The sequence below is a fragment of the Streptomyces sp. NBC_01233 genome, from assembly GCF_035989305.1.
Taxonomy (GTDB): Bacteria; Actinomycetota; Actinomycetes; order Streptomycetales; family Streptomycetaceae; genus Streptomyces.
In genome coordinates, this window is record NZ_CP108514.1 from 6,115,617 (window position 1) to 6,141,437 (window position 25,821).

Annotated in this window: 18 protein-coding genes; 11 read left to right on the forward strand and 7 right to left on the reverse strand. The window is 73.6% G+C overall.

The genetic code is table 11. The features are described 5' to 3' along the window. The first annotated feature begins 25 nt into the window (after positions 1–25). Together OG332_RS29315 and OG332_RS29320 are read left to right on the forward strand one after the other, a co-directional pair. Positions 26–967: an amino acid ABC transporter permease gene (locus tag OG332_RS29315; protein ID WP_442816229.1), complete on the forward strand. Its 942-nt coding sequence runs from the start codon at positions 26–28 to the stop codon at positions 965–967. Next, on the forward strand, positions 967–1,731 hold the full coding sequence (locus OG332_RS29320; RefSeq protein ID WP_327416266.1) for an amino acid ABC transporter ATP-binding protein: 765 nt from the start codon (positions 967–969) through the stop codon (positions 1,729–1,731). Before OG332_RS29315 ends, OG332_RS29320 begins: the two co-directional genes overlap by 1 nt. Positions 1,732–1,822: 91 nt before the next feature. Here the strand turns inward: OG332_RS29320 and OG332_RS29325 are convergent, their stop codons facing one another. Then, positions 1,823–2,608, reverse strand: a complete 786-nt coding sequence (locus tag OG332_RS29325) for a class I SAM-dependent methyltransferase (protein ID WP_327416267.1) — start codon at positions 2,606–2,608, stop codon at positions 1,823–1,825. A 79-nt stretch (positions 2,609–2,687) separates the two neighbouring features. Here OG332_RS29325 and OG332_RS29330 point away from each other — a divergent pair, with 79 nt between their 5' ends. Then, on the forward strand, positions 2,688–3,317 hold the full coding sequence (locus OG332_RS29330; protein ID WP_327416268.1) for a CGNR zinc finger domain-containing protein: 630 nt from the start codon (positions 2,688–2,690) through the stop codon (positions 3,315–3,317). On the opposite strand, the gene sodX is transcribed toward OG332_RS29330, so the two are convergent. Further along, complete coding sequence (gene sodX, locus OG332_RS29335; protein WP_327416269.1) at positions 3,221–3,643, reverse strand: nickel-type superoxide dismutase maturation protease; 423 nt, start codon at positions 3,641–3,643, stop codon at positions 3,221–3,223. The two genes, OG332_RS29330 and sodX, sit on opposite strands and share 97 nt — an antisense overlap. A 170-nt stretch (positions 3,644–3,813) precedes the next feature. Here sodX and sodN point away from each other — a divergent pair, with 170 nt between their 5' ends. After that, a complete protein-coding gene (gene sodN / locus OG332_RS29340; protein WP_030709803.1) occupies positions 3,814–4,209 on the forward strand; it encodes a superoxide dismutase, Ni in 396 nt (131 codons plus the stop codon). Between the two features lie 137 nt (positions 4,210–4,346). On the opposite strand, the gene OG332_RS29345 is transcribed toward sodN, so the two are convergent. Next, positions 4,347–4,535 (reverse strand): DUF6104 family protein, encoded by a 189-nt coding sequence (locus tag OG332_RS29345; RefSeq protein ID WP_030709801.1) that lies wholly within the window; start codon positions 4,533–4,535, stop codon positions 4,347–4,349. A gap of 129 nt (positions 4,536–4,664) precedes the next feature. On the opposite strand from OG332_RS29345, the gene OG332_RS29350 reads away from it, so the two are divergent. From OG332_RS29350 to fxsT, 7 genes are all read left to right on the forward strand, one after another. Further along, a complete protein-coding gene (locus OG332_RS29350; RefSeq protein ID WP_327416270.1) occupies positions 4,665–6,833 on the forward strand; it encodes a VMAP-C domain-containing protein in 2,169 nt (722 codons plus the stop codon). Positions 6,834–6,871: 38 nt separating this feature from the next. Then, entirely contained in the window at positions 6,872–7,954 is a 1,083-nt protein-coding gene (locus OG332_RS29355) for an AAA family ATPase (protein WP_327416271.1), read from the forward strand. A 6-nt stretch (positions 7,955–7,960) separates the two neighbouring features. After that, a complete protein-coding gene (locus tag OG332_RS29360) occupies positions 7,961–11,338 on the forward strand; it encodes an SAV_2336 N-terminal domain-related protein (RefSeq protein WP_327416272.1) in 3,378 nt (1,125 codons plus the stop codon). 100 nt (positions 11,339–11,438) lie between these two features. After that, positions 11,439–11,633: an FxSxx-COOH cyclophane-containing RiPP peptide gene (fxsA, locus tag OG332_RS29365; protein WP_327416273.1), complete on the forward strand. Its 195-nt coding sequence runs from the start codon at positions 11,439–11,441 to the stop codon at positions 11,631–11,633. Positions 11,634–11,769: 136 nt separating this feature from the next. Beyond that, positions 11,770–13,281 (forward strand): FxsB family cyclophane-forming radical SAM/SPASM peptide maturase, encoded by a 1,512-nt coding sequence (locus OG332_RS29370; protein WP_327416274.1) that lies wholly within the window; start codon positions 11,770–11,772, stop codon positions 13,279–13,281. Then, complete coding sequence (locus tag OG332_RS29375) at positions 13,278–14,534, forward strand: HEXXH motif domain-containing protein (protein WP_327416275.1); 1,257 nt, start codon at positions 13,278–13,280, stop codon at positions 14,532–14,534. The genes OG332_RS29370 and OG332_RS29375 overlap by 4 nt, the downstream gene beginning before the upstream one ends. A gap of 74 nt (positions 14,535–14,608) precedes the next feature. After that, positions 14,609–17,629: an FxSxx-COOH system tetratricopeptide repeat protein gene (gene fxsT / locus OG332_RS29380; RefSeq protein WP_327416276.1), complete on the forward strand. Its 3,021-nt coding sequence runs from the start codon at positions 14,609–14,611 to the stop codon at positions 17,627–17,629. A gap of 96 nt (positions 17,630–17,725) precedes the next feature. Here the strand turns inward: fxsT and OG332_RS29385 are convergent, their stop codons facing one another. From OG332_RS29385 to OG332_RS29400, 4 genes are all read right to left on the reverse strand, one after another. Further along, the gene (locus tag OG332_RS29385; protein ID WP_327416277.1) at positions 17,726–21,649 is read right to left on the reverse strand and encodes a multifunctional oxoglutarate decarboxylase/oxoglutarate dehydrogenase thiamine pyrophosphate-binding subunit/dihydrolipoyllysine-residue succinyltransferase subunit; all 3,924 of its coding nucleotides are present in this window, start codon (positions 21,647–21,649) and stop codon (positions 17,726–17,728) included. Positions 21,650–21,908: 259 nt separating this feature from the next. Next, positions 21,909–23,030: a HAMP domain-containing sensor histidine kinase gene (locus OG332_RS29390; RefSeq protein WP_327416278.1), complete on the reverse strand. Its 1,122-nt coding sequence runs from the start codon at positions 23,028–23,030 to the stop codon at positions 21,909–21,911. Then, complete coding sequence (locus tag OG332_RS29395) at positions 23,027–23,767, reverse strand: response regulator transcription factor (RefSeq protein WP_327416279.1); 741 nt, start codon at positions 23,765–23,767, stop codon at positions 23,027–23,029. Before OG332_RS29395 ends, OG332_RS29390 begins: the two co-directional genes overlap by 4 nt. Positions 23,768–23,959: 192 nt before the next feature. After that, positions 23,960–25,717, reverse strand: a complete 1,758-nt coding sequence (locus tag OG332_RS29400; protein ID WP_327416280.1) for a glycoside hydrolase family 3 protein — start codon at positions 25,715–25,717, stop codon at positions 23,960–23,962. Positions 25,718–25,821: the final 104 nt, after the last annotated feature.

Sequence of the window (25,821 nt, forward strand, 5' to 3'; positions counted from 1 at the left end):
CGCAGCACACTGAAGGGCAGTCACTGTGACTGACAAGCTCGACAAGGTCCCGGGCCCGGCGGACACCCCGCCGGCCGGGGCCGTACCCCCCGAGGCGATCCGCGCCATCCCGGTCCGCCACTACGGCCGCTGGATCAGCGCCGTGGTCGTCATCGGCCTGGTCGTGGCGCTCGCGATGGCCTTCTCGCAGGGCAACGTGCGCTGGGCGACCGTGCCGGAGAAGCTGTTCGACCCCACCATCCTGCGTGGTGTCGGCAACACGATCTGGATCAGCGTCGCCTCGATGGCCCTGGGCCTGGTGCTCGGTGTCCTCTTCGCCGTCATGCGCCTCTCGAAGAACCCGGTGACGAGCACCATCGCCTGGTTCTACATCTGGCTGTTCCGCGGCACCCCGGTGTACGTGCAGCTCCTCATCTGGTTCAACCTCGCCCTGATCTTCCCGATCCTGAACCTCGGGTTCTACAAGGACGAGATGACCCAGGTCATGACCCCCTTCCTGGCCGCCCTGCTGGGTCTCGGCCTCAACGAGGGCGCGTACATGGCGGAGATCGTCCGGGCCGGCATCCAGTCGGTCGACGAGGGCCAGACCGAGGCCTCGCACGCGCTCGGCATGACCCGGCTGCAGACCATGCGCCGTGTCGTTCTGCCGCAGGCCATGCGGGTGATCGTGCCGCCGTCGGGCAACGAGTTCATCAACATGCTCAAGACCTCGTCGCTTGTCGTGGCCGTGCAGTACTTCGACCTGCTGCGCGCGGCCCAGGACATCGCGTCCACGTCGTTCGCGGTGATGGAGATGTTCTTCGTCGCATCGATCTGGTACCTCGCCCTGACCAGCGTGTTCAGCGTCGGCCAGTACTACCTGGAGCGCCGCTACGCCCGTGGTGCGCTCCGCTCGCTGCCGCCCACGCCGCTCCAGAAGATCAAGGCGAAACTGTCCAGCTTCTCGAACCGCAAGGCGGTGGCCTGATGACGACTGCCATGGTGAAGGCCGAGGGTGTCCACAAGTCCTACGGTGCGGCGCACATCCTCAAGGGCATCGACCTGGAGGTCGCCCCGCGTGAGGTCTTCTGTCTGGTCGGCCCGTCCGGCTCCGGCAAGTCGACCTTCCTGCGGTGCATCAACCACCTGGAGCAGGTCAACGCCGGACGGCTGTACGTCGACGGGCAGCTCGTCGGCTACCGCCAGAAGGGCGACAAGCTCTACGAGCTGAAGGACAGCGAGGTCGCGGCGCAGCGCCGGGACATCGGCATGGTCTTCCAGCGCTTCAACCTCTTCCCGCACATGACGGCCATGGAGAACGTCATGGAAGCCCCGGTCATGGTCAAGGGCGAGTCCAAGGCGGTGGCGCGCGAGCGCGCCATCAAGCTGCTGGACCGCGTGGGCCTCGGCGACAAGGGCGGGAACTACCCCAGCCAGCTCTCCGGCGGCCAGCAGCAGCGCGTGGCGATCGCCCGCGCGCTCGCCATGGAGCCGAAGCTGATGCTCTTCGACGAGCCCACCTCGGCGCTCGACCCGGAGCTGGTGGGTGACGTCCTGGACGTCATGCGGGACCTGGCCGAGTCGGGCATGACCATGATCGTGGTCACGCACGAGATGGGCTTCGCCCGCGAGGTCGGTGACAACCTCGTCTTCATGGACGGCGGCGTGGTCGTCGAGTCGGGCAACCCGCGCGACGTGCTGGGCAACCCGCACCACGACCGCACGAAGGCGTTCCTGTCCAAGGTGCTCTAGCGCTCCGGCGCTCGGGTGCCCCGGTCGCACCGGCGGACAGGTGAGGGGCGGTACGGGATTCCCGTACCGCCCCTCACACGTGCTGGGGTCCCTACTTCAGACCTAGGACCAGCGCGTCCGAGGGGGAGCGCCAGACGGTACGGGCCTCCTCGAAGCCCGCTCCGAGCAGGGCGGCGGCGTGCCAGGCCTCGGGCGGGGTGTCGCCGTCCGCGTGCTCCCCGTAGATCGCGAAGCGCTGCTTCACCGGCTCCGCGAGGACCGGGTCCGCGGCGGCCAGGTCCCACCACTCGCGCCAGTCCAGCGCGCCGGCCGTCTTGGCCCGGTCCATCCCGGCGTGCCGGTGGGCGTGCTCGGCGGCGTCGATGCGGGGAGTGGCCGGGTCGGGCATGTGGTCGGCGTTCATGAACACCCCGCCCGGGGCCACCAGCGGCGCGAGCTGCCCGTACAGGACGGCGAGGTCCTCGCTGTGCAGCCAGTGCAGGGCGGTGGCGGTCAGCACCGCGTCGTAGGAGTCGTGGGGGAGGGCGGCGCGCCAGTGCGGGTCCTTGAGGTCGGCGGTGACGAAGGAGACCCGCCCGTCCCCGGCGAAGTGGCCCTCGGCGATGGCCAGCAGCGCGGGGTCGAGATCGACGCCCGTACTGGTGGCTCCCGGGAACCTCTTGAGGACGCGGTCCGTGATACTTCCCGTACCGCACGCGAGATCCAGCACCCGGGGGGTGGGTCCCACCAGGGCCTCGACCATGTCCAGCATCACCCGGAACCGCTCCTCGCGGTCGGGCATGTACCACTCCTGCTGCCGGTCCCAGCTGTCCTGCCAGGCCTGCCAGTACCCCGTGCCGGTAGCCGTATCTGCCGTATGCGCCGTATTCGCCCTCACGAACCCCTCCGTACGTAATACCCTCGAAGACATCTCAGCCGTTACCAGAGACATTAATTCGCAGCCGTAAGGACTACAAGTGGAACTGGCCCATTACTCGGACTTCGCCGTGCGCCTGGTCAACACCGAGGAGCCGGCCCGCAACAAGGACGAGCTCACCTCCGTGGACGCCGTCCGTGCCCTGTTCGGCGCAAGCGTGCAGATGGCCCGCCGCGTCACCGACACCGACGTCACCCGCTTCCGCAACGTACGGGCCCGGCTGCGCGCCGTCTTCGAAGCCGCCGACGGCGGTGACCACGTCCTCGCGGTCGACCTGCTGAACTCGCTGCTCATGGAGTTCCCGGTCAGCCCCCAGGTCTCCGGGCACACGACCATCGGCGAGGACGGCCGCCCCGACTGGCACATCCACCTCGCCGAGCACCCCTCGAACGCATCGGCGGGCTACGCCGCCATGGCGGCCATGGGCCTGGCCTTCGCCCTCACCGAGCACGGCCCCGACCGCCTCGGCCTGTGCCAGGCGGCGCCCTGCCGCAACGCCTACCTCGACACCTCCACCAACCGCTCCCGGCGCTACTGCTCCGACCGCTGCGCCACCCGTGCGAACGTGGCCGCCTACCGCGCCCGCAAGCGGCTGGAGGCCGAGGCGTCCGCCCGCAGCGGGCGCAGCGCCGACACCGCCCAGGACAGCCGGGCCCTCAGCGAACGCTGATCCTCCTCGCGCGGCCGGAAGCGCAGCACCGCCGTCGCCAGCACCAGCTCGCCGGGCACCGGCCCGTAGACGGTGCTGTCACCGGTCGCGTTGTACGGGTTGTCGCCCAGTACCCACCAGCAGCCGCCCGGCCGGCGCTCCACCGCCCGCTTGATCACCAGCAGGTCCTGCTGGAAGGGATGGCGCAGCACCACCACGTCACCCGGGCGGACGGCGGCCCCGTACCGGACCACGACCTGGTCCCCGTTGGTCAACGTGGGCACCATCGACGCCCCCGTCACCTCCACCACCCCGAACCGCTTGCGCGGGCGCCCGTACTCCACCATGCGTGTCCTCCTCGTCCCCCCGCATGCTGCCGCACCGGTCCGTACATTCGCTCACCGGTCCGGCCGCGCCCCTGGACTTTTGTCCTAAGCCCATGGGGGCGCCCGCGAAATCCGGTTGTTCAGCGAGTAATCTCCCCCTTGAGAAGACGATCACGAGGAGGACAAACTCCATGCTTTCCCGCCTCTTCGCCCCCAAGGCGAAGGTCTCCGCCCACTGCGATCTTCCGTGCGGCGTGTACGACCCTGCCCAGGCCCGCATCGAGGCCGAGTCCGTCAAGGCCGTGCAGGAGAAGTACCAGGCCAACGACGACGCCGACTTCCGCGCGCGCGCCATCACCATCAAGGAGCAGCGCGCCGAGCTCGCCAAGCACCACGTCTCGGTGCTGTGGAGCGACTACTTCAAGCCGCCGCACTTCGAGAAGTACCCCCAGCTGCACACCCTGGTCAACGACACCCTGAAGGCCCTCTCGGCCGCCAAGGCGTCCAACGACCCGGCGACCGGCGCGAAGGCTCTCGAGCTCATCGCCGAGATCGACCGCATCTTCTGGGAGACCAAGGCCGCCTGATCCGGCGCCTCGTACCTCCTGCTCGCGCCTGCCCGGGCGGGCCGGCGCGACGACGAGAACGGCCCGACTGCCTCTGGCAGCCGGGCCGTTCTCGTTCTTCGCTCCTCGGCTCCGCGTCCTGCGGGTACGCGCCGTGCTCACTCGTCGGCGTCGTCGTCCTCGTCGTCCAGGCGGGCCAGCCAGGTGGCCAGGCGTTCCACCGGGACCTCGAAGTCCGGGTTCAGGTCGACGAAGGTGCGCAGCTGCTCGGCGAGCCACTCGAAGGTGACCTCCTCCTCGCCGCGCCGCTTCTCCAGCTCCTCGATGCCGCGATCGGTGAAGTACAAGTCGGGCTCCGTGCCGTGATGTGGTGTGCAGGGGGTGTTTCCCGCCAGGATAATCCGAGGAGCCGAAGAGGCCTCCCGCCCGTGGCGTCCCCGGGGCTAGCCTGGATGCCCAACGAGCGGGGGGCGTGGATGAGGGACGGGCGCACGACCGGCTCGGCGCGCGCCTTCGAGCTCCTCGAGCCCCTCGTCCAGGCCGCGACCGTACGCGTTCACGCCCCCCCGGGCGGGTATGACAACCCCGGCAGCCATCGGACCGGTCCCACGTGGGGGAGCGGTTTCTTCATCGCCCCCGGCTGGGTCCTGACGTGCGCGCACGTGGTCGGCGAAGGGGGTGCTGCGGTGCGTCTGACGGGACGCGAGGTCGGCATCACCTTCTCCTCCGGGGCCCACGGGGCGACCGGTACGGTCACCGGGCGCGTGGAGTGCGTACTGCCCGAGCGGCTGGAGGAGCGGCGCCCCCGCCGGGGCGCCCTGTGGGACCTGCCCGACCTGGCGCTGCTCAGGGTCCTGGCCCCGGTGTCGCACGCCTGCGTCTGGCTGACCGACCGGTCCAGGCCCCGCTTCGACGAGGTCGCCTACTTCGGCTGCACCGAGGACCTCGGCACCCCCGAGATCACCGGCCGCACCACCCGGCTGCGCGGCAGCGCCGGGAACGGCGCGGCCATCCGGCTCGGCGACGACGACGAGATCGACCCCGGCATGTCCGGCGGCCCCGTGGTGGACCTGGCCCGCGGAGAGGTCGTCGGGGTGCTCAAGGCCCGGCGGCACGGGGCGGGCGGCGGGCTCGCCGTGTCCGTCGTGCAGCTGCGCACGCTGCCGATGCCCGCGCGCGGCCAGGTCGGGCTCTACCGCCGCGTCATGCAGGCCCACGACCTGCACCACTACGACCAGCACCTCAGCGACCTCGACAACCGCCGGACCTGGACGGACGTGCACGGCGAGCTCCCGCCGGAGGAGGACGCCCCGTACGGCGGCCGCGGCCGGCTCACCCCCGGCGAGCGCACCACCCTGTGCGGGCTGCTGGCCGAACTGCCCCCGCCGGGTTCCTCCGAGGTCGTACGGGCCCTGGTCGAAGCGGCCCGGGGGGAGGAGCCGGACCCGCAGCCGCCCGCCCCGCTGAGCTGGCGCGACGGGCTGGGGCTGCTGCACGACCCGCCCGGCGGGGCGGCGGAGGCCGCGGCCATGCTCCGGTACGCGACGGACGTGAGCGTGGCCGACTACCGGGAGCCGTCGGCCCCGGGCGCGGACGAGGAGCTGTGGGACTGGATCCGGGCCACGGCCGAGCGGCTGTGGCGCCCGCTGCGGCGGGAGCTCGGCGAGCGCCACGAGCGGGGCCTCGCGGAGCGGGAGCGGCGCCGGCGGGCCTCGGCCGGCCGGGCGGTGGGCGGCCCCGCACGGCGGGCCGGCGGGCTGCCGTCCGGGGCCTCGGTGCTGCTGGAGGTGTGGGCGCACGGCTGGGAGGACGTCTACGACTGGCGGGTCTCCGTACTGGCCGGCCCGGCGCACCCCGGGCGGGTGACCCCGGTGGACTCGGGCGTACGCGCCACCCTGGCGGGCCTTCCGGAGGCGTTGCGGGTCCCGCTCGCCGAGGCCTTCCGGCGCTGCGACACCCACGAGGCGGCGGCCCTGCTCGAAGTGGCCGTGGCCCCCGAGCTGTTCGGGCTGGCCGTGGACGAGTGGGTCGTGGCGGGCGGCGTACCGCTGGGCGTGCAGCGGCCGGTGGTGCTGCGTCACCCCGGCGGGCGGACCGGCGCCGGGCACCCGGCGGATCCCGGACAGTCGGCGGATCCCGGGGATCCGGCGGGCCGCGCGCACCCCGCGGATCCCGAGGGCCCCGAGGGCCGCGGGCACCCCGGGGCGGCCGCCCGGTGGGCGCGGGTGCAGGCGGGACCGCTGCTGGACGAACGGGCCGACTGCGTACGGGGGCGCCCGCGCAGCCCCGCCACCGAGTGGCTGACGGGACTGCCCGACAACACCGTGCCGGTGCACTGCCGGGCGGCGGACGAGGAGCCCACGCTCGGCTCGCTGCACGCGGTGCAGGAGGCCGGGTACGGGGTGGTGGTGACCCGGCGGCCCCCGCCGGATCCGGGGGCCTCGTGCGCGCCGTTCCACCGCGGGCTGCGGGAGGAACTGGCCGACGCCGGGCGGGCGGAGGTGCTGCCGCTGCGGCTGCAGGCGCTGCGCGGGCGGGCGCACGGGGCGGACCCCGACGCGTACTGGGCGGCCGGGACCGGGCTGGTCTGGGAGGACCCGGCGCGGCCGCTGCCGGACGACGAACCGCTGCAGGGCGACCTGTGACGGCACCGGGCCCGGCCGATTCGAGTGAGGGAGGGGCAATGAACGACGAGTGGCTCATATACCGGGGGGTCGGTGAGCCCCATGACGGGATCGACGCCCTGCCCGACCCGCCGCCCTGGCGGGACTTCGACGGCGGGCCGGTGGCGGAGCCCGGCGGGCCGGCCGCGGCCGCCGACGGCAACGTGGCCCGGCGGCTCGGGGCGCACCGGCAGGCCGCCGAGCTGCACCGGCCGGAGCCCGAGGAGCTGGAGGCCGTCAACGCGGCGCTGTACCTGCGGCGGCCGCTGCTCGTGACGGGCTTCCCCGGAACGGGGAAGTCCACCCTCGCGCACGCCGTCGCCCACGAGTTGAAGCTGGGGCGGGTGCTGCGCTGGCCGGTGGTCTCGCGCACCGTGCTGCAGGACGGGCTGTACCGGTACGACGCCCTCGCGCGGCTGCAGGACGTACAGCTCGCGGCGAGCGGGGGCGGGGGCACGGACACGGACACGGGTGTGGGCGCAGGCGCGGGTGTGGCCGACGGGGCCCCGGGCGGGGCTCCCGGCACCGGGACGGCACCCGGCATCGGGAAGTACATCCGGCTCGGACCGCTGGGCACGGCCCTGCTGCCCACCGGGCGGCCCCGGGTGCTCCTCATCGACGAGCTCGACAAGAGCGACATCGACCTGCCCAACGACCTGCTGAACGTGCTGGAGGAAGGGGAGTTCGCGCTCCCCGAGCTGGAGCGGGTCGCCGACACCGAGCCCGAGGTGCAGGTGCTCACCGACGACGGGACCAAGGCGACCGTGCGCGGCGGCCGGGTCCGCTGCCGGGAGTTCCCCTTCATCATCCTGACCAGCAACGGGGAGCGGGACTTCCCGGCCGCCCTGCTGCGGCGCTGCATCCAGCTCAAGCTCGGGCAGCCCGGCGAGAAGCGGCTCGCCACCATGGTCCGCGCCCACCTCGGGGAGGAGGCCGCCCGGCTCGGGGCGGACCTGATCCGGGAGTTCCTCAGCCGTTCCCAGACCGAACTGGTCGCCGCCGACCAGCTGCTCAACGCCGTCTACCTGACCCACTACGCCTCCCCGCCCACCCGGGAGGACCTCGCGGACCTGCTCATCCAGCGCCTCGACCGCCCGAGGTGACGGGCCGTGCCGCCGCCCGCCGTACCCCCGCCCTCCGTTCCCCCTGCCGCCCCCGGAGCCGATTGCGAGTCCCGTCGGGCCGTCCCCGGCGTCCGCGAACTGGCCGCGCTGCTGCGCGCCGCCGGGCTCGACCCGAGCGCCGAGGAACTCGCCGACGCACTGTGGCTGGCCGGGCACATCCGCGGGCCGGGGCCGGCCGCGCCGCGCGCGCGGGGGCCGGAACCGGACCCGGACGCCGAGGATCCGGCCGGAAAGCCCGTGGAGCCCGAACGGGAAGAGGCGGACGCCGATGACCCGGTCCGGCTCTACGCATCCGGGGCGCGCCGCCCCGGAGGCGCCGAGGGGGACCGGCCGGAGGAGTCGCCCGAGGAGTACGGAGTGCCCGTACGGGTGCCCCGGGCCGCCGCGCTGCCGCGCATCCTGGACATCCAGCGGGCCCTGCGCGCCCTCCAGCGGCACCGCCCGCCCGGCCCGCCCACCCGGCTGGTGATCGACGAACCGGCCACCGCCGAGGCCAGCGCCCGGGCCCTCGGCCTGGTCATCCCGGTGCTCCGGCCGGAGAGCCGGCGCGAGGCGACCGTACGGCTGGTGATGGACGCGTCGCCGTCGATGGCCGTGTGGCAGGACATGTTCGATGAACTGCGCTCGGTGTGCGAGCGGTTGGGCGCCTTCCGGGACGTCCAGGTGCACTACCTGCACCGCCTCGCGGACGGTACGGCGGTCCTCGGGCGCAGCCCCGTACCCGGCTCCGGGCTGCGCTCCGGCGACCAGTTGCGGGACCCGACCGGCCGGGCTCTGACCATGGTGGTATCCGATTGCGCCGGGCCGCTGTGGCGCGAGGGCGCCGCGCAGCGGCTGCTGTACCGGTGGGCCGAGTGCACCCCGTGCATGGTCGTCCAGCCGCTGCCGCAGCGGCTGTGGGGCCGCAGCTGGCTGCCGACCGAACGGGGCACGCTCACCCGGCTGGAGGGCGGCGGGCAGAAGCTGAAGTTCCGGCCGGACCGGCCGCTGCCGCCCGGACGGCTCACGGGCGGGCTGACCGTGCCCGTGCTGCCGCCGAGCCCGACCGCCCTCGGCGCCTGGGCCCGGCTCGTCGCCGGACTCGGCACCGGGCCGGTACCGGCCGAGGTGGGCCGGGTGCTGGCCGACCATCCGGCCGCGCCCGTGCCGCCGCCGCGCGCGGTGCGGCCGCCGCGCGAGCTGGTGGCGCGGTTCCGGTCCTCGGCCGCGCCCCGGGCCGTACAGCTGGCGGTGTACCTGTCGGCGGCGCCGCTGACGCTTCCCGTGATGCGGCTGGTGCAGCGCACGATGCTGCCGGACTCGGAGCCTTCCGACCTGGCGGAGGTACTGCTGAGCGGGCTGCTGCGGCGCAGCGGGCCGGGGTCGGGGCACTGGTACGAATTCGTCCCCGGGGTGCAGGACGTGCTGCTGGGGCCACTGGGACGGGACGAGGCCGCCCTGGTGCTCAAGCACTGCTCGGAGTACATGCTGGCGCACTTCGGTCGGGGCGTACGGAACTTCCCCGCGCTCGCGGTCTCCCAGCTCACCGGGGTGCCGCCGGCGGCGGTCGACCCCGGGCCGCAGGAGGCCGAGCGGGTGCCCGAGGGGCGGCTCCCGCAGGCCTTCGCGCAGGTTTCGGCCAAGGTCGTACGGCGCTACCTGCCCGGCATGCCGGAGCAGGGCCCGGCCCGGCGCGAGCCTGCTCCCGTCCCCGTACTCGGGCGGGCCGGGGCGGTGCGCGCCGCGCGGGACCGGCTCGCGGACGCGGACGCGGCCGCGGACGGGGGCGTGGACGGCGGTGCGCGGGCCCTGCACGAGGCCGTTGCGGTGCTGCGGCGGGCGGTGACGGCCCCGGTGGCGCCCGGTGACCCGCCGGAGGAGGCGGAGACCGAGCTGGCGGGCGCGCTGCTGCGGCTGTGGGCCGCCCAGCGGGACCCGGAACTCCTCGCCGAGGCGGAACGGGCCGTGACCGGGCTGCGGACTCCGGCGGCGCGGGCGGTCCTCGGCCGGGTGCTGTACGAGCGGGCGCTGGCCCACGGCCCCGACGCGGAGCTGCTGGCCGAGGCGGACCGGGCGTTCGCGGCGGCGGGCGCCACGGCCGACCCGGAGCTGCGGCGGGACTGCGCGGTGCGGCGGGCCGAGACCCTGATCCGGCTGAGCGGGCTGCGCGCGGACGGGGGCGCGCTCCGGGAGGCCCGCGCTGCCCTGGAACCCCTGGCGGGACCCCCGGCCGCCCCCGGCGGGGCCCTCGACGGGGACCCGGACACGCACCCGGATCCCTCGGAGCCCGGGCCGGACCCCGAGCTGCAACGGGCCCTGGGCCGGGTCCTCCTGGCCCTCCTGCCCCGCACCGAGGACCCGGCCGCGCGCACGGCCCTGGCCGAAGAGGCCGCGGCCCGGCTGGCCGTGCCGGGCGCGGGCACGGGTACGGGCGTCGGCCCGGCCGCGGGCGGGGTCGCCGAGGCCCGGGTGCGGGTGGACCTGGCCGGCGCGCTGCGGTACCTGCCGACGCGGCTGGAGGAGGCGGCCGGCCAGCTGACCACGGCCCTGGAGCGGGCCGGCGGGGACCCGGAGCTGCGGGTGGCCGCCCTGGTGTGCCTGGCCCGGGTGCACCGGGAGCGGTACGTGCGGGACGGCGACCCGGCGGCGCTGGAGGAAGCGGCCGAGGCGTACGGGCGGGCCCGGCGGCTGATCCCCCGCGACGGGGAGGCCTTCGAGGAGCTGCTGCCCGAGTGGGGCGAGGTGCTCCTGGAGCGGGGCCGGGCCGCCGACGGGCGCCGGTTCACCGGGGCCGCCGTACGCGTCCTGCGCGACAGCAGGGCGGCGGTCCCTCAGTCGGACCCGGGGGCCGCGCACCGGCTGGTGCGGCTGGCCACCGGGCTGCGGCTGCGGCACGCGTACGAGGGCGACCCGGTGGACCTGCGGGAGGCGGAGTACCTGCTGGAACTGGCCGTCCGGCACAGCCGCAGCCCGCTGGAGCGGGCCCGGGCCTGGCGGGACCACGGCGACGTGCAGCAGGAGATCCACGCTCACACCCGGGCGGTGGAGCGCCTCGACCGGGCGGCCGACTCCTACCGGCGGGCCTGGCGGGCGGCCCTGGAGGCCGACCGCGCACGCCGCGACGAAGGCGACGGGCCCGAAGGCCACGAGGCCCCTGCGGCCCTTGCCGGAAGCGAGGGCACGGCCGGCACCGCCGTCCGACTGGCGGCCCGCGTACAGGAGTCGCGGGGAGAGGTGCTGGAGCGCCTCGCCCGTCCCCGGGCGGCCCTGGACGCCTACCGCTCCGCGCTGGAGCTGTGGACGCGGCCCGGCGCGGGTGCCGAGGCCGAAGGGCGGACGGAGGTGCTCCGCGCCCGGGTACGGGCCCTGGAAGCCGGGCTGTGACGGCGGCGCGGCGAGCGGAGCGCGCTGTTTCCGCGGACCGGCCGGAGGGAAAGGGCAGTGGACCGTCCGGTCCGCGACGCGACAGGGGGAGCAGCGGCACATGGTGACGAAGCGGCAGGAAGCGGAGGCGGTGACCCCGGCGTGTCCCGGGCGTCTGCCCGACCTCTCCGGGCTGGACCTGGCCGCGCTGCGCGGGATCGACCATCCCGTGCTGGGCCAGGTGATCGAGGGCATGGTCGAGCGGGTGACGCATCCGGCCGAGATCCTCAACGCCTACGACTCCGGGGTGACCTGACCGGCGCGCGTCTGATCCGCCCCACCTTGGAACCGAGTTGACCACTTTCCGCCGTTAGCCGGGACCGTCCGAAGGGCAGGGATGGACCGTCCGCCGGGGGTTGCCTCCCGGAGGCACGGGGGAGGGAGGCGGGGCGATGAGGCGAGCTGTCACGAGCGACTCCGTGCTGCCCGCGCCGCCCGCGCGCGGCGGCGCCGGCTCCGCCCCGCACCAGGACCCCGCCCAGCCGAAGCAGGACCCCGCCGCGGCGCAGCGGCTGCGCCACGCCCGGTACGCGCCCTGGCCCTATGCCCGGCTCGACGTGGCCGCGGAGCGGGCCGCGGGCCATCGGCCGCATCCGATCCGGCAGTTCGTACTCAAGACGCGCAGCCGCTGCAACCTCGCCTGCACCTATTGTTATGTCTACGAGATGGCCGACCAGGGCTGGCGCGGCCAGCCGCCCGCCATGACCCCCGCCACCGCCGCCCGCGCCGCCGAGCGGATCGCCGAACACGCCGCCGCCCACGCCCTGCCCCGCGTCGACCTGGTGCTGCACGGCGGCGAACCGCTGCTCACCGCCCCCGCCGCGCTGGCCGGGCCCGTCGAGGCCGTACGGGCCGCCGTGGCCCGGGCGGCCCCGCGCACCCGGGTCACCGCCACCGTCCAGACCAACGGCACCCTGCTCACCCGCGGCCGCCTCGCCGCGCTCGCCGCCGCCGGGATCCGCGTCGGCGTCAGCCTCGACGGCGGACTGCCCGCGCACAACGCCCGGCGCGTGGACCACGCCGGGCAGCCCGGCTTCGGCGCGGCCGCCCGGGGCTTACGGCTGCTGGCACGGCATCCGGACAGCTACGCCGGGGTGCTGTGCGTCGTCGACCTCGGCCAGGACCCGGTGGAGACGTACGAGTCCCTGCTCGCCTTCGCCCCGCCCAGCGTCGGGCTGCTGCTGCCGCTCGCCAACTGGAGCGCCCCGCCCCCCGGCCACCACCCGGGCCTGGCCCCGTACGCCGACTGGCTGCTCGCCGTCTTCGAGCGCTGGTGGCACGACGGTGTGCGGCGCACCCGGATCCGGCTCTTCGAGGAGATCATCGCCCTGCTGCTCGGCCTGCCCGCCGCCACCGAGACCCTCGGGCTCGCGCCCGCCGCCACCGCCGTGATCGAGACCGACGGCTCCATCGAACAGGCCGATTCACTGAAATCCGCGTACGAGGGCGCCGCCGCGACCGGCATGAGCCTCGACACCCACAGCTTCGACGAGCTCCTCGACCACCCCGGCCTCGCCGCCCGCCAGCTCGGACGGGACGCCCTCGCCGCCGGATGCCGCGCCTGCGAGCTGGTCGAGGTGTGCGGCGGCGGGCACTACCCGCACCGCTACCGCGCCGGCGAGGGCTTCCGGCAGCCGTCCGTGTACTGCGCCGACCTCCAGGTCCTGATCCGGCACATCGCCGCCGCCGTCCACCGCGCCGCGCAGCCCCCCGCGACCGCTCTCCCTGGCTCCGCGCCGCCCCCCGCGACCGCTGTCCCTGGCTCCGCGCCGGTGCCCGCGACCGTCGTCCACCGCGCCGCGCAGACCGTCACCGAGCGAGCCGCCCAGACCGCCCAGACCGCCCAGACCGGCACCCGGCGAGCCGCCCGGGCCGCCGCCCACCCGCCGGCGGTCGCCTCATGACGACCGCCCTCACCGCCTTCACCGTCTCCTCCCGCACCCTGCGCGCCCTCGCCTCCACCGAGCCCTCCGCGGAAGGCACCCGCCTGGTCCGCGACGTGCGCCGCTCCAAACGCCTCGTCCTGCTGCGCGCGGTCCTCGACGCCGCCCCCGACGGCACCTCCGGGGAGGCCGCCGACCACTGGGCCCTGCTGGAGGAGGCCGAGCGCCGCGACGCGGGCGCCGTGCGCGACGTACTGCACTACCCGGCCACCGGGGTCTGGGCCGAGGAGACCCTGCGCCGGCTGCACGCCTGCTACGGCCCCCCGCCCGACCTCGGCCACCTCGGGGCCCTCGCCGTCGCCGCCGCCCTGCGCGCCGGCATCGCCTTCACCCACACCCTGCGGCCCCAGCACGGCCGGCTCGTCCTGCCCACGCTCGGACTGCTGCGCCCGGACCGCCCCGGCCCGCTCGCCCTCACCGAACGCTCCTGGGACCCCGACGACCCCGCCACCGTGCCCCTGCACGCCCTGCCCGGGGGCCGGACCGCCCTCGACGACCTCGACCCCTACCGGGCGCCCGGCCCCGCGCAGCCCGCGCCCGTCCGCCCCGCCCGCCGGCTCACGCCGAAGGGGCACAAGCGCTGGGACACCCAGTGGTCCGGCGCACTCACCCTGCTCCTGCGGTACGACACCGTCCGCGCGGAGGAGACCGCACAACTGCTGCGCTCCGTCGTTCCGCTGTCCGGCGGCTCCCGCTCCAACGGCGCCACCCTGCCCGCGGCCGCCGGCTCCGTCCTGGCCCGCGCGCAGGCCCCGCCCGCCCTGGCCGCCACCCTCGTCCACGAGGTCCAGCACGGCAAACTCGCCGCCCTCGCCGACGTCCTGACCCTGCACACCGCGGACCGCACGCCCCGCCACTGGGCCCCCTGGCGCAGCGACCCCCGCCCGCTGGAGGGACTCCTGCACGGCGCCTACGCCCACCTGGCCCTGGCCGGGTACTGGCAGCGCGCCGCCCTCTACGGGGCCCGCGGCGCCTGGGCCCAGCACGCCCGGATCCGCGCCCAGGTGGCCGCCGTCCTGCCGGCCCTGCGGGCCCACGACCGACTGACCGCCGCGGGTCGGGAGTTCACCGAGGCGATGGCCGCCGCCGAGCGGGCCATGGACGAGCTGCCGCCGCCCGGCGACCAGCACGCCGCGGCCCGCCGGGCCGTCGACCGGGAGCGCCGCGCCTGGTGCGATGCGCACCCCGAACTCGCCCCGTTCGCCCGCGGTTGAGGGGCCGCGCCCACCGGCACCGCTGCGGTACCTTTTCAGTCCCGTCCACTGCCCGGAGCCCAGGGAGACGGCGCATGACCACCGGTAGTCGGCAGGACCAGGGCATCACCCCGCACGCGTACCCGCACGCCCAGCCGCAGCGCTTCGTCATCAGCTTCGCCGGGTTCAACCGCCCCTGGGCCGTGTGGATCGGCCACCGCCTGGAGGAACACGGCCACCGCGTCGCCCTCCAGCGCTGGGACCCGCAGAACAGCCCCGGCATCGCCCAGGCCCTCGACGACCTCGCCCGCTCCGGCAGCCGGGTCCTCCTCGTCCTCAGCGAGCGTTACTTCTCCGCCGGCACCCACGCCGACGAGGAGTGGAACACCGCCCTGCGCGCCGTCACCGACCGCCACCCCGACCGGTTCGCGGCCGTCTGCCTCACCGACGCCCCGCTGCCCAGCGCCGTGGCCGTACTGGAGAAGACCGACCTCTGGGGCCTGGACGCGTACGAGGCCGAGTACCGCGTGCTGCGCCGGCTGGAGCTGCCCACCGACCGGATCGGCACCGAGACCGGCCGCCGCGGACCCCGCTTCCCCAACGACCCGCCCGAGATCTGGGGCCGGGTCCCGCGCCGCAACCCGCGCTTCACCGGCCGCAACGACGTCATCGGCACCCTGCGCGAAGCCCTGACCGAGGCGCCGGCCGGCGCGTCCACCGTCACCCTGCTCGGCCTCTCCGGCGTCGGCAAGACCCAGGTGGCCACCGAGTACGCGTACCGCTTCGCCTCCGAGTACGACGTGGTGTGGTGGGTCCCCGCCGAGGACCGGCCCACCCTGCGCGAACGCCTCGCCGACCTGGCCCCCGCCCTCGGGCTGCCCCGGGGCGCGGGCAGTTACGGCGAGCAGATCCGGGCCGTCCTCGAAGCGCTGCGGCGCGGATCCCCGTACGGCCGCTGGCTGATGGTCTTCGACGGCTGCGACAACCCCGACGACCTCATCGACCTGCTGCCCTCCGGCGCGGGCGACGTCATCATCACCTCCCGCAACCGCGAATGGGCCACCCGGCACACCAGCCTCGTCGAGGTCCCGCTCTACGCCCGCCCCGAGTCGATCACCTTCATCCGCCGGCGGGCCCTGCGCCTCACCGCCGACGAGGCCGACCAGCTCGCCGAGGCCCTGGAGGACTACCCGCTCGCCCTCGACCAGACCGCCGGCTGGCTCGCCGACTCCCCGCTCCCGGTGGGCGACTACCTCGCCCTGCTGCAGCGCCGGATGGACTCCCACGAGGCCGTCACCGTATCCGAGGACTACCCGCTGCCCTTCCCCACCGCCCTCGCCATACTCCTCAACAACGTCCGGGAGAACTTCCCCGACGCCCTCTCCCTGCTCCGGCTGTTCGTCTTCTTCGCCCCCGGGCCGGTGCCGCTGCGGCTGCTGCGCGAATTCCCCGCCGACGACGTGCCCGAGGAGCTCGCCGGGCTGATCAACGACCAGATCCGGTGGAACGCCGCCCTCAACAAGCTCGTCCAGTTCTCCGTCGTCCGGCTCGAGTACTCCGACCTGCCCCTGGAGGAGGGCGGCGGCGGGCTGGAGACCGTGCAACTGCACCGCATGGTCCACGGCATCGTCCGCGAGGACCTCTCCGAGGAGGAGGCCGAACCGCTGGCCCGGGCCGTCCGGCAGGTCCTCGCCGCCGCCGACCCCGGCGGGCCCTCCGACTCCAGGCTGTGGCCCCGCTACGCCGAACTCGTCCCGCACCTGGCCACCTCCGGGGTGCTCACCAGCGGCAACCCGCGCATCCAGAACTTCCTGCTGCGCTGCCTGCGCTACCTGATCCTCGCCGGGGAGTACCGCACCTGCCTGCGGCTCTCCGAGGAGACCGACCTGATCTGGCGGGCCGTGCTCGGCGAGGACCACCCCAAGGTGCGCGAGCTCAGCTACCAGTACGGCAACGCCCTGCGCAACCTCGGCCTGTTCCGGCGCGCCGAGACCCTCACCAAGGCCGTGTCCGGCCGGCTCACCGAGGAGCGCGGCGACCGGGACCTGGAGAGCCTGCGCGCCACCAGCGCGTACGGCGGCGTCCTGCTGTGCATCGCGAAGTTCGAGCCGGCCCGGGAGATCTTCGAGCACTGCCTGAGCACCTACCGGGAGCTGCTCGGCGAGGACGACTCGGTCACCCTGGACGCCCAGAACAACCTCGCCGCCACCTACCGGCTGCTCGGCCGCTACCAGGACGCCTACGACCTCGACCTGGACACCCTGCGCCGCCGCGAGCGGGTCCTGAAGCCCCTGCACATCTCCACCCTCGCCTCCGGCATCGCCTGCGCCATGGGCCTGCGGCTGATGGGCCGGTACCGGGAGGCGCAGACCCGGCAGGAACAGGGGGTCAAGCTGAACACGCAGGTGCTGGGGCTGGGCCATCCGCAGACCCTGCGCGCCGAGCACAACCTCGGCATGTGCCTGCGCCGTTCCGGGGACATCCCCGGCGCGGGCCTGCGGCTGCGGACCGTGTGGGAGCGGGCGACGCGGGTCTTCGGGGTCGACTACCCGTGGACCCTGATGGTCGCCTCCGACTACGCCACCTACCTCAGGGAGTACGGGGACGTCGGCGAGGCCCGCCGGATCTCCGAGGACGTGGTCCGCGGCTACCAGTCGCAGCTCGGCCTCGCTCACCCGTACAGCATCGGCACGGTCGGCAACCTCGGACTGGTGCTCCGCGCCCAGGGCGAGCGCGCGGAGGCCCTCTCCCTGGCGGAGCAGGCCCTCGTCGGCATGCGGGGCGCGCTCGGCGACCGCCACCCGTGGACCCTCGGCTGCGCCCTGAACGCCACCGGCCACCGCAACATCACCGGCCGGCTGGAGGACGCGCTGGACCTGAGCCGGGACACCCTGCGCACCGCGGAACAGGTGCTGGGCCCGGACCACCCGATGACGCTGAGCGCGCAGATCGCGCTCGCGGCCGATCTCCGTTCCGTACGGGAACACGCGGAGGCCGCGAAGCACGAGGACGCGGGCATCAAGGGCCTGACCCGCACCCTGGGCGCCCAGCACGTCCACACGATCTCGGCGAAGCAACAGACCAGGCCGTACTGGGACTTCGAGCCACAGCCGTAGCGGAGAACCGGGGTAGCCGGAAGCCGGGCCCGGGATGCCGGAAGGCCCGGCCCCCGTGAGGGGAGCCGGGCCTTCCACTGCTGAGCCGCGCGGCGACTACGCCTCGAAGACCTCGTTCAGCAGGAGCTGCTGCTCCGCCTGGTGGCGCTTCGCGGAGCCGACCGCCGGCGACGAGCCGTGCGGGCGCGAGATGCGCCGCAGGCGCTCGCCCGCCGGGACGTCCGCGCCGACCGCCAGGTCGAGGTGGTCGATCAGGTTCAGCGCGATGAACGGCCACGCACCCTGGTTCGCCGGCTCCTCCTGGGCCCAGATGTACTTCGCCGCGTTCGGGAACTTGGCGATCTCCGCCTGGAGCTCCGCACCCGCCAGCGGGTACAGGCGCTCGATGCGGATGATGGCGGTGTCGGTGATGCCGCGCTTCTCGCGCTCGGCCTCCAGGTCGTAGTAGACCTTGCCCGCGCAGAAGACGACCTTGCGGACCGCGTTCGCGTCCACCGTGGTGTCACCGATGACCGGACGGAACGAACCGGTCGTGAACTCCTCCGCCTTCGACGCCGCCGCCTTCAGACGCAGCATCGACTTCGGGGTGAAGACGATGAGCGGCTTGTGGTGCGGGTTGTGGACCTGCCAGCGCAGCAGGTGGAAGTAGTTCGACGGCAGGGTCGGCATGGCGACCGTCATGTTGTCCTGCGCGCACATCTGGAGGAAGCGCTCGGGACGTGCGGACGAGTGGTCCGGGCCCTGGCCCTCGTAGCCGTGCGGGAGGAGCAGGGTGACGCCGGAGGTCTGGCCCCACTTCTGCTCGGCCGAGGAGATGAACTCGTCGACGACGGTCTGCGCGCCGTTGACGAAGTCACCGAACTGGGCCTCCCAGAGGACCAGCGCGTCCGGGCGGGCCAGCGAGTAGCCGTACTCGAAGCCCATGGCCGCGTACTCGGAGAGCAGCGAGTCGTAGACGTTGTAGCGGGCCTGGTCGTCCGACAGGTAGAGCAGCGGGGTGTAGTCCTCGCCCGTCTCCCGGTCGATGAGGACCGCGTGGCGCTGACCGAAGGTGCCGCGGCGGGAGTCCTGGCCGGACAGCCGGACCGGGGTGCCCTCCATCAGCAGCGAACCGAAGGCCAGGGTCTCGCCCATGCCCCAGTCGATGGTGCCCTCGTCGATCATCGTCGCGCGGCGCTGCAGCTGCGGCAGCAGACGCGGGTGGACGGTGACGCCCTCGGGGATGGTGACCTGGGACTCGGCGATCCGCTTGACGACGTCCTGCGAGATCGCGGTGTTCACGGCGACCGGGAACTCCTGCGCGGTCTGCGCGGGCGTCACCGGGGCGCCGGCGGCCGGAGCCGTGGCGGCCTCGCGGACCTCCGCGAAGACCTTCTCCAGCTGGCCCTGGAAGTCCTGGAGCGCTTGCTCGGCCTCTTCCAGGGTGATGTCGCCGCGACCGATGAGGGACTCGGTGTAGAGCTTGCGCACCGAGCGCTTCTTGTCGATCAGGTCGTACATCAGCGGCTGCGTGAAGGCCGGGTTGTCGGACTCGTTGTGCCCGCGGCGGCGGTAGCAGATGAGGTCGATGACCACGTCCTTGTTGAACGCCTGGCGGAACTCGAACGCCAGACGGGCAATGCGGACGACCGCCTCCGGGTCGTCGCCGTTCACGTGGAAGATCGGGGCCTCGATCATGCGGGCCACGTCGGTCGCGTACATGGACGAACGCGAGGACTCCGGGGCGGCGGTGAAGCCGACCTGGTTGTTGATGACCACGTGCACGGTGCCGCCGGTGCGGTAGCCGCGCAGCTGCGACATGTTGAGCGTCTCGGCGACGACGCCCTGGCCGGCGAAGGCCGCGTCGCCGTGGAGCGCGAGCGGGAGGACCGTGAAGTCCGTGCCGCCCTTGTTGATGACGTCCTGCTTGGCGCGGGCGACACCCTCCAGGACCGGGTCGACCGCCTCCAGGTGCGAGGGGTTCGCGACGAGCGAGACCTTGATCTGCTCGCCGTCCAGGCCGGTGAAGGTGCCCTCGGCGCCCAGGTGGTACTTGACGTCGCCGGAGCCGTGCATGGACTTCGGGTCGAGGTTGCCCTCGAACTCGCGGAAGATCTGCGCGTACGACTTGCCGACGATGTTCGCCAGGACGTTCAGGCGGCCGCGGTGGGCCATGCCGATGACGACCTCTTCGAGGCGGGCCTCGGCGGCCGAGTCGATGACGGCGTCGAGCAGCGGGATGACGGACTCGCCGCCCTCCAGCGAGAAGCGCTTCTGGCCGACGTACTTCGTCTGCAGGAAGGTCTCGAAGGCCTCCGCCGCGTTCAGGCGGCGCAGGATGCGCAGCTGCTCCTCGCGCTCCGGCTTGGTGTGCGGGCGCTCGATGCGGTCCTGGATCCAGCGGCGCTGCTTCGGGTCCTGGATGTGCATGAACTCGACGCCGGTGGTGCGGCAGTACGAGTCGCGCAGCACGCCGAGGATGTCGCGGAGCTTCATCATCGACTTGCCGGAGAAGCCGCCGACCGCGAACTCGCGCTCCAGGTCCCACAGGGTGAGGCCGTGCTCGGTGATGTCGAGGTCGGGGTGCTTGCGCTGCTTGTACTCCAGCGGGTCGGTGTCGGCCATGACGTGGCCGCGGACCCGGTAGGAGTGGATCAGCTCGAAGACGCGGGCGGCCTTCGTGACGTCGTCGTCGTGGCTGGCGTCGATGTCACGGTTCCAGCGGACCGGCTCGTACGGGATGCGCAGCGACTCGAAGACGGCGTCGTAGAAGCCGTCCTCGCCGAGCAGCAGGTTCGCGACGATGCGCAGGAACTCGCCGGAGGCCGCGCCCTGGATGACCCGGTGGTCGTAGGTCGAGGTCAGGGTCATGACCTTGGAGATGCCCAGCTTGTTCAGGGTGTCCTGCGAGGTGCCCTGGAACTCGGCGGGGTAGTCCATGGAGCCGACGCCCATGATGACCGACTGTCCGGGCATCAGGCGGGGCACGGAGTGCACGGTGCCCAGGCCGCCGGGGTTGGTCAGGGAGACCGTCACACCGGTGAAGTCGTCCATCGTCAGCTTGCCGACGCGGGCGCGGCGGACGATGTCCTCGTAGGCCTGCCAGAACTCGAAGAAGTTGAGGGTCTCGGCCTTCTTGATGCCGGCGACGACGAGCTGGCGGTCGCCGTTGGGCTTCACCAGGTCGATCGCGAGGCCGAAGTTGATGTGCTCCGGCTTGACCAGGGTCGGCTTGCCGTCCTTCTCCGCGAAGGAGTGGTTCATGCCCGGCATGGCCTTGATCGCCTGCACCATCGCGTAGCCGATCAGGTGCGTGAAGGAGATCTTCCCGCCCCGGGCGCGCTTGAGGTGGTTGTTGATGACGATGCGGTTGTCGAACAGCAGCTTCACCGGGACGGCGCGGACGGACGTGGCCGTCGGCACTTCCAGGGAGGCGTTCATGTTCTTGGCGACGGCAGCCGACGGGCCGCGGAGCGTCACCAGCTCGGGGCCCGCGGGGGCCTCGGTGGCGGCAGCAGAGGGCGCGGCGCCAGCCGCTCCAGTGGAGCCGGTGCCTGCACCGGGCTTCTGGGGCGCTACGGCGGAGGGGGCGGGCGCGGCCGGTGCGGCGGCCGGGGCCTGGGAGGTGACAGTCACAGCAGGGGCACCAGAGGGGGTGGCAGGAGCAGGGGCAGGAGCTGACACAGGCGTGGGCGCGGGAGCCGGGGCGGCGGTCGCGGGCGCGGCGCTCGCCGCCCCCGTGGCGGCGTCGGCGACCTGCGGGGCCTGGGCGACGGTGGTGGCGGCCTGTGCGGAGGCGCCGTCCGTCGTCGGCGTGGGCTTCTCCGCACCGGCGGACTTCACCGGAGCGGCGACGCCCCCCGGCTTGTAGTCGGCGAAGAAGTCCCACCAGGCCCGGTCGACCGAATTCGGGTCCTGGAGGTACTGCTGATAGATCTCGTCGACGAGCCACTCATTCGCGCCGAAGCCTGAGGCAGGGTTCTTCCCGCCTTCTGCTGCTTCGGTCGTGGTGCTCGAGTTACTGGGGGACTGTGGCGACACGGCGGCAACCGCCCTCTTCCGCTTCACAAGGTATGGACAGCGGGAATAAAGGCTACGCCTCCTGGACCGTGAGATGCAGACCGGGCGGGACATCCGTCGCGCAGGTCACATCGAACGGCGGGTTTCACCGCCTGGAATGGCGGGAAACAAGTGTGGTTCGGGTAGGGGGCACCGAGGTTGCGGCCCCCTTGGCTTCGCACCCCTGACGGACCCCGGGTACGTGTGGCCGAGATCATGTCCTTCCCACTCGAACCCTACGTCAACACGGAGCCTGCGAGCTGCCCGGAAGCGTGACGAGGATGCGGCAGCCGCGTGACGATTCGGCCACTCCGATCCGCCCGCCGTGCAGCTCCACGGCCCAGCGGGCGATCGCCAGCCCCAGTCCGGTGCCGCCGTCGCCCCCGCGGGCGCTGCCCCGGTTGAACCGCTCGAAGACCCGGTGGCGCTCCGCCTCCGGGATGCCGGGTCCTTCGTCCCGTACCTCCAGGACCAGGCCACCGGGCGCGTCGCCGGCCCGGGCGCGGACCGTGACCCGGCCGTGCGGGGGGCTGTGCTTGACCGCGTTGTCGATCAGGTTCGCCACCACCTGGTGCAGGCGCTCGTTGTCCGCGTACGCCCACAGCTCGGGCGGGAAGACGTCCAGGTGCAGGTGCACGTCGTTGCGGGTGTGCCCGCCCGAGCCGGAGAGCAGCCCCGGCCGGCCGGCGGCCGCCAGCCGCGACTCCTTCAGCACCCCCGACAGGTACGGCCACACCTCGAAGCGGCGGGCGCGCAGCGGGACCACGCCGTTGTCCACCCGGGACAGGTCCAGCAGGGTCTCCACGAGCCCGCCGAGGCGCTCGGTCTGCTTCAGCATCGTGCGCATGGTCTCGGGATCGGCGGCCGAGACCCCGTCCACCACGTTCTCCAGCACGGCCCGCAGCGCGGCGATCGGCGTGCGCAGCTCGTGCGAGACGTTGGCGACCAGCTCCTTGCGGTGCCGGTCCACGGCCTCCAGGTCGTCCGCCATCAGGTTGATGGTGGAGGCCAGGTCGCCCAGCTCGTCGCGGCGCCCCGCCCCGCGCACCCGCCGGGTGTAGTCGCCGTGGGATATCGCCCGGGCCACCGTCGTCATGTCGTCCAGCGGGGCCGTCAGGCTGTGCGCCACGAACTGCGTGATCAGCATCGAGGCGATCACCGAGAAGACCGTGATGAAGCGCAGCTCGGTGTCGGTGCGCAGGGCCACCAGCAGCAGGCCGGTCGTGATGAAGACCGAGACCACCACGAGCGTGCCCAGCTTGGTCTTGATCGAGAACGGCGAGAAGGGCCGCAGCCCCCCGGCGGGCCGCTGCCGCTGCCGCTGCCTTTGCCGCTGCCTCGGTCCGGTCGGCGGGCCGTTCATGGCTGGGCCGGGGTCTCCAGGGCGTACCCGACGCCGTGGACCGTACGGATCCGCTCCGCGCCGATCTTGCGCCGCAGGGCCTTGATGTGGCTGTCGACGGTACGGGTCCCGGACGCGTCGGCCCAGTCCCACACCTCGGCCAGCAGCTGCTCCCGGGAGAGCACCGCCCGCGGGGTACCGGCCAGGCACACCAGCAGGTCGAACTCGGTCGGCGTCAGGTGCACGTCCTCGGTCTGCACCCGGACCCGGCGCTGCGCGTGGTCGATCTCCAGATCGCCCAGGCGCAGGGTGGCCCCGCGCGGGGTGTGCGCGGCGATCGTGGCCCGCTCCACGCGGCGCAGCAGCACGTGGACCCGTGCGGCGAGCTCGCGCATCGAGAACGGCTTCGTCATGTAGTCGTCCGCGCCGACCCCGAGCCCCACCAGCAGGTCGGTCTCGTCGTCCCGCGCGGTGAGCATCAGCACCGGGACCGGCCGCTGCGCCTGGACCCGGCGGCAGACCTCCAGCCCGTCGAAGCCGGGCAGCATGACGTCCAGGACCAGCAGCTCCGGCAGCCAGCTCTCGGCCGCGGCGACGGCGGCAGGGCCGTCCGCAGCCGTCTGCACCTGGAAGCCCTCGGCGCGCAGGCGGGCCGCGATGGCCTCGGCGATGGTGTGGTCGTCCTCGACGACGAGCACACGCCGCTGGGCGCCGGGTGTCGCCGCGGCGCCGTTGTGTGTGGTGTGTGTCTGTTCCATTTCCGCCCCTGAAGATCCCGCGTGAATGGGGTGCAGCGTAGAGGAGGCACCGGCCTGCGGCTACGTGGGGTTCGGACATGGCATATGTGCTGGAGCAGCGTAAGCGGAATGATATGTACCGGGTGCCGGACCCCCCACGGGCCCGGCACCCGGCGGGCGGGACCGGTCAGGTGCCCCGCCGTCTGCGGCCCTCTACAGGGTCAGTCCGTGCCCGTACGGGAAGACCGGGTCGTGGGTGTCGTTCGGCACATCGGGGCGGGAGGCCGCGACCGCTTCCATCGAGCGCGGGAGCTCGAAGGGGAGGCGGCCCGCGGGGACGGCGCGGCCGAAGGCCACGTCCAGCAGGGCGGCGTCCGAGGCGCCGTAGTCGGCGATCAGGGCGGCCGCGCGTTCGGCGATCTCCGGGATGACGGCGGCCCGCTCCAGGTTGATGCAGACCAGGGTCGGGACCCGGTCCAGGAGGGCCAGGATCTCGGCCAGCTCCGGCTCGGGGAAGGCCAGCGAGCCCGAGTGGAAGAAGGATTCGAAGAGGTTCTCCCGGGGCTCGTACGGGGTCCGCAGGCGGAGGACGGCCAGGTCCGCGTCGGCGGGTCCGCCGACCACCTCGCCGTACCCGGCGGCCACCGCCTCGTCCACGCCCCGCACGTACAGCCTGGGCCGCCCGCTCAGCGGCAGCCGGCCGTCCGGATTGGTGAGGACGGTCAGGGGGCGGCGCTGGGCCGCGGCGCCCATGGCCGCGAAGTCGGCCCGGCCCACGGTCTCGGCCGCCGCGTCGGGGTCCACGTACGGGTTCTCGAACAGGCCGAGCGTGAACTTCTCGCGCAGCAGCCGGCGTACGGACTCGTCGATCCGGGACTCGGCGACGCGGCCCGAGCGGACCAGCTCCACGATGACCTCCGGGCACTGCTCGCCGCCGAACTGGTCGCAGCCGGCCTCCAGGGCGCGGGCCGCCCGCTCGGCCACGCTCAGGTGCTCCACGCCCCAGGCGCGCGCCGGATGCACCTGCCCGAAGATCGTCGCGTCGTTGAGCAGCCCCCAGTCGGTGCAGACGATGCCGTCGAAGCCGAGCTCCTCCCGGAGCAGGCCGGTGACCACGCCCTTGCTGAAGCCGAAGCCGACCTCCTCCCAGTCGGTGCCCATCGGCTGGCCGTAGTACGGCATCATCTGCGCGCACCCGGCGGCTATCGCGGCCTTGAACGGCTCCAGGTGGTGCTCGCGCATGCCGCCCGGGTAGACCTGCTCCTTGCCGTGTGCGAAGTGAGGGTCCTCGCCGTCCTTCTGGGGGCCGCCGCCGGGGAAGTGCTTGACCATGGCGGACACCGATCCGGGGCCGAGGGCCGGGCCCTGGAGGCCGCGTACGTACGCCTGGACGAGCCGGCCGGTCAGGTCGGCGTCGGAGCCGAAGGTGCCGGTCTGGCGGGCCCAGCGGGGCTCGGTGGCCAGGTCGATCTGCGGGTGCAGGGCGACGCGGAAGCCGACGGCGAGGTACTCGCGGCGGACGGTGTCGGCGAACCGGTGGACGAGCTCGGGATCACCGATCGCGGCCAGGCCCAGGGCCTCCGGCCAGGCGGAGAAGGCGCCGGCGTTGAAGGATGCGCCGATGTTGTCGGTGAAGGCGTGGCGCGGGTCGGTCGAGAGGGTGACCGGGATGCCGAGGCGGGTGGCCGCGGCCATCTCCTGGACGGCGTTCTGCCACCGGGCCATCTCGAAGGCCCCGTAGGTGCCGAGCAGGTTGAAGTGCGACAGGTTGCGGTCCTCGACCAGCTCGGGCGTGGTGAAGGGGAGCATCGAGCCGTCGGTCTCGGTGACGGGGCTGCCGTCCGCGTTCATCATCAGCATCGAGTGGAAGAGCTGGCCGGCCTTCTCTTCCAGCGTCATCCGGGAGAGCAGATCGGCCACGCGCCGGTCGACGGGGAGGGAGGCGTCCTGGTACTCGGGGACTGCGTTCACGGCGGGGCTCCTGGACTGCGTGACCGGGCGGATCGGCGGCGTGGGCGTCACGGTAGAGCCGAAAACCTTGTGCCCGATAGGTTTTTGAAAAGTGACCTGGATCA

Bases quoted from the DNA above. Each gene is read 5' to 3' on its own strand.
- OG332_RS29355 (WP_327416271.1), top strand. From the start codon at position 6,872: ATGAACGACGAGTGGCTCATATACCGGGGGGTCGGTGAGCCCCATGAC.
- OG332_RS29375 (WP_327416275.1), top strand. From the start codon at position 13,278: ATGACGACCGCCCTCACCGCCTTCACCGTCTCCTCCCGCACCCTGCGC.
- OG332_RS29350 (WP_327416270.1), top strand. From the start codon at position 4,665: ATGAGGGACGGGCGCACGACCGGCTCGGCGCGCGCCTTCGAGCTCCTC.
- fxsT (WP_327416276.1), top strand. From the start codon at position 14,609: ATGACCACCGGTAGTCGGCAGGACCAGGGCATCACCCCGCACGCGTAC.
- sodX (WP_327416269.1), bottom strand. From the start codon at position 3,643: ATGGTGGAGTACGGGCGCCCGCGCAAGCGGTTCGGGGTGGTGGAGGTG.
- OG332_RS29395 (WP_327416279.1), bottom strand. From the start codon at position 23,767: ATGGAACAGACACACACCACACACAACGGCGCCGCGGCGACACCCGGC.
- fxsA (WP_327416273.1), top strand. From the start codon at position 11,439: ATGGTGACGAAGCGGCAGGAAGCGGAGGCGGTGACCCCGGCGTGTCCC.
- OG332_RS29370 (WP_327416274.1), top strand. From the start codon at position 11,770: ATGAGGCGAGCTGTCACGAGCGACTCCGTGCTGCCCGCGCCGCCCGCG.
- sodN (WP_030709803.1), top strand. From the start codon at position 3,814: ATGCTTTCCCGCCTCTTCGCCCCCAAGGCGAAGGTCTCCGCCCACTGC.
- OG332_RS29320 (WP_327416266.1), top strand. From the start codon at position 967: ATGACGACTGCCATGGTGAAGGCCGAGGGTGTCCACAAGTCCTACGGT.
- OG332_RS29390 (WP_327416278.1), bottom strand. From the start codon at position 23,030: ATGAACGGCCCGCCGACCGGACCGAGGCAGCGGCAAAGGCAGCGGCAG.